The organism is Tistrella arctica, from assembly GCF_039630945.1.
Classification (GTDB): Bacteria; Pseudomonadota; Alphaproteobacteria; order Tistrellales; family Tistrellaceae; genus Tistrella; species Tistrella bauzanensis.
This window is the reverse complement of the sequence record NZ_JBBKTV010000031.1, coordinates 1-2,532: the sequence shown is the minus strand read 5'-3', so window position 1 is coordinate 2,532 and position 2,532 is coordinate 1. Positions and strand designations below refer to the sequence as shown.

1 protein-coding gene and 1 pseudogene are annotated in these 2,532 nt (G+C 50.7%); one reads left to right on the top strand and one right to left on the bottom strand.

Annotation, left to right across the window (positions count from 1 at the left end; all coding sequences use genetic code 11):
* Positions 1 to 145: 145 nt before the first annotated feature.
* Positions 146 to 607, top strand: a pseudogene (locus WG924_RS28045) (IS630 family transposase); the annotation flags it as partial.
* Positions 608 to 734: 127 nt separating this feature from the next.
* Here the strand turns inward: WG924_RS28045 and WG924_RS28040 are convergent.
* Positions 735 to 2,532: AIPR family protein (locus WG924_RS28040; RefSeq protein ID WP_345936334.1), on the bottom strand; the 1,798-nt coding region annotated here is incomplete at its 5' end.

Below are 2,532 nucleotides of genomic sequence, written 5' to 3'. Positions count from 1 at the left end.
GAAGGCATCCTGAAACCCCAACCCAAGGAACAGAAGCGCACGACCCCGAAAGCCATCGCGGCGACCGCCGCTTAACCCGGCTCCCGAGGCGGAACTGTCAGGCGAATACCCTCTCTGTACACCCCACCTGCGCGCCCGCGCCACACGCTCACCCCTCACCACGCTCTTCGCCGCCCTCAACGTGCTCGACGGCACCGTCATCGGCCGCAACATGCAGCGCCACCGCCACCAAGAGTTCATCCGCTTCCTCAACGCCGTCGAGGCCTCCATCCCGACGGACAGGAGCGTTCACGCCATCCTCGACAACGAGGCCGCGCACAAGCATCCAAAGGTCCGCGCCTGGCTCGACCGCCATCCGCGCTGGTCCTTCCACTTCGTGCCGGCCTCCTGTTCCCGGCTCAATGCCGTCGAAGGCTTCTTCGCCAAACTCTCCAGGCGAAGGCTACAACGTGGCGTCTTTCACTCCGTCGTCGACCTTCAGGCCGCCATCAACCGCTTCGTGCGCGAGCACAACATCCAACCCAAGCCCTTCACCTGGACCGCCGACCCCGACGCCATCATCGCCGCCGTCAGGCGATGGCATCAAACGTTGGATTCAGGCCACTAGGACGACCGACTTTTGGAACACGATCGCCGCCCTCTTTAATTTGAGGTTTATCGCTCGCGTCGACGCGGGCGCTTCCACGAGCGCCCGCGGAGTTCGATCCATAGGAGGCAGGGCAATACCTTTCACTTCATTTGCTTTTAAAAACCATCTTTCCGAAGATATTGGCTATTGGGTCCGCCTTTTTACGATTAACGTCTTTCTTGTATTGCGCCAACATGCGGTTAGCCATTTGTTTGCACCATTTTGAGCTCTTAAGCTCAGTTTTGTAATCAAAATGCTCATCGTCATCATCGGAAACTTCTGCATTTAAGTCATTAGATGCTGCTACTGCCAAATTGGCAAAAGCTTCTACAAAATCGTTGAGTCGCCCTTTTTCTAGAACCGTATCTAGATTTGCCATGACTTCTGCCCCGACAGGATCATCGCGAATGATCCGCGCGACAGCGTAAGCGAGAAAATATCGGGTCAATGTGTAGTGCCCAAACTGCTTATTATCCAACTGGCTTAAGGCTAGATCAATAGCGTGAAAGCTCTTCCAAAGTGCTACAATACGCGCACCAGTCACGCCCGGGCGGCCAAAAATATCTGAGTGAAGATCGTCCATGACTTTGTATTTTTGGTGGCAATTCCACGGTTGCTCAAGGTCAATTGCTAGAATTACAAGTCCCGCACTCTCATTTGATATTATTTCTTTTCCTTTGTTGATTTCGCCCTGCTTAATTTCGTAGGCATACGATCCGCCTCCAACGGCAATGACCTCGGCCTTTATTCTTTGCTGTATATTATGATTTGACTTCAAGTCGCGCGCTTTGATGGCATTTTGATTGTTACTATTCCGAGTAATTTTCTGCGAGAGCGAAATATCACCCTTGACTTCAATCAACTTGACCAAAATCTTTAGGTCCGCTGAAATTTTTGATTTCTCAGCGAGCAATGATGTGAGGCTCTGCGCCCCATTAACTACAACGTAATTTTGAATAACGATCTTATCGTCGTTTTCAGATTTTATTTTCTCACAGAGAACATTAAGGCCGTTGTGATAAAGAGGAAAGTTTTTGTGCTCCCCCCTTTGCCTGATGCTATCGCGCAAGCTTCGGTTGACCTTGGTATTACCAAGCGAGAGTCTCACGTTCTGCTCGAACAGACGTCCGTCAGATATGCCGGACATTTTGAGGAGATTGAGGGCGGGCGCGAGGAAGATCCTTGTCGCGGCACCACCCGCATCATACTCGATTACGTCGCTATCGTGGATATCAAAAAAGAACTCTTCTGCGACGCCCCCATCGACCTCTAGGTCAACATACTCGGAGGCAATCCTATCGGCGTCATAAAGATCAATATTATTTGTCTTATTTATGAATGCTACCGCATCGTCATTTCTAGGAATATTTGTGACAAACGTCCCTTGAATGACGTAGCCGGCTCGTAATTTATCTTCGACAGAATTTCGAATCAAAGCTTGCTTTAGGCGCTCATTTTTTGTTTCAGAGATCAATTGAGCAATGAGTTCTGGCGTCTGAAATTGAACAAGCGTTCCTGCAAATGACTTTAGATCGCCGTCACCAAGGGTTGCCTTGATATTCTCCTTTGTTTTCGACTGTACAAGATACACTGTCTCAGAAATGTCATCGACATATACTGCATCAATGCCCTTGTCGTGCTTCGCGTCGACCTTTGCATCATCCGCCTCTATCGGATCCAGGCGAAATATATGCTCCAGAAACCACGTTAGGAAACGAGACGGGAAATCGCTCGCGCGTTGTTCGTAATAGCGCAAATGCTCTCTCGCGAATTTCCTGTATTCCTGTACAGAGAGGGTATTCGCCTGACAGTTCCGCCTCGGGAGCCGGGTTAAGCGGCGGTCGCCGCGATGGCTTTCGGGGTCGTGCGCTTCTGTTCCTTGGGTTGGGGTTTCAGGATGCCTT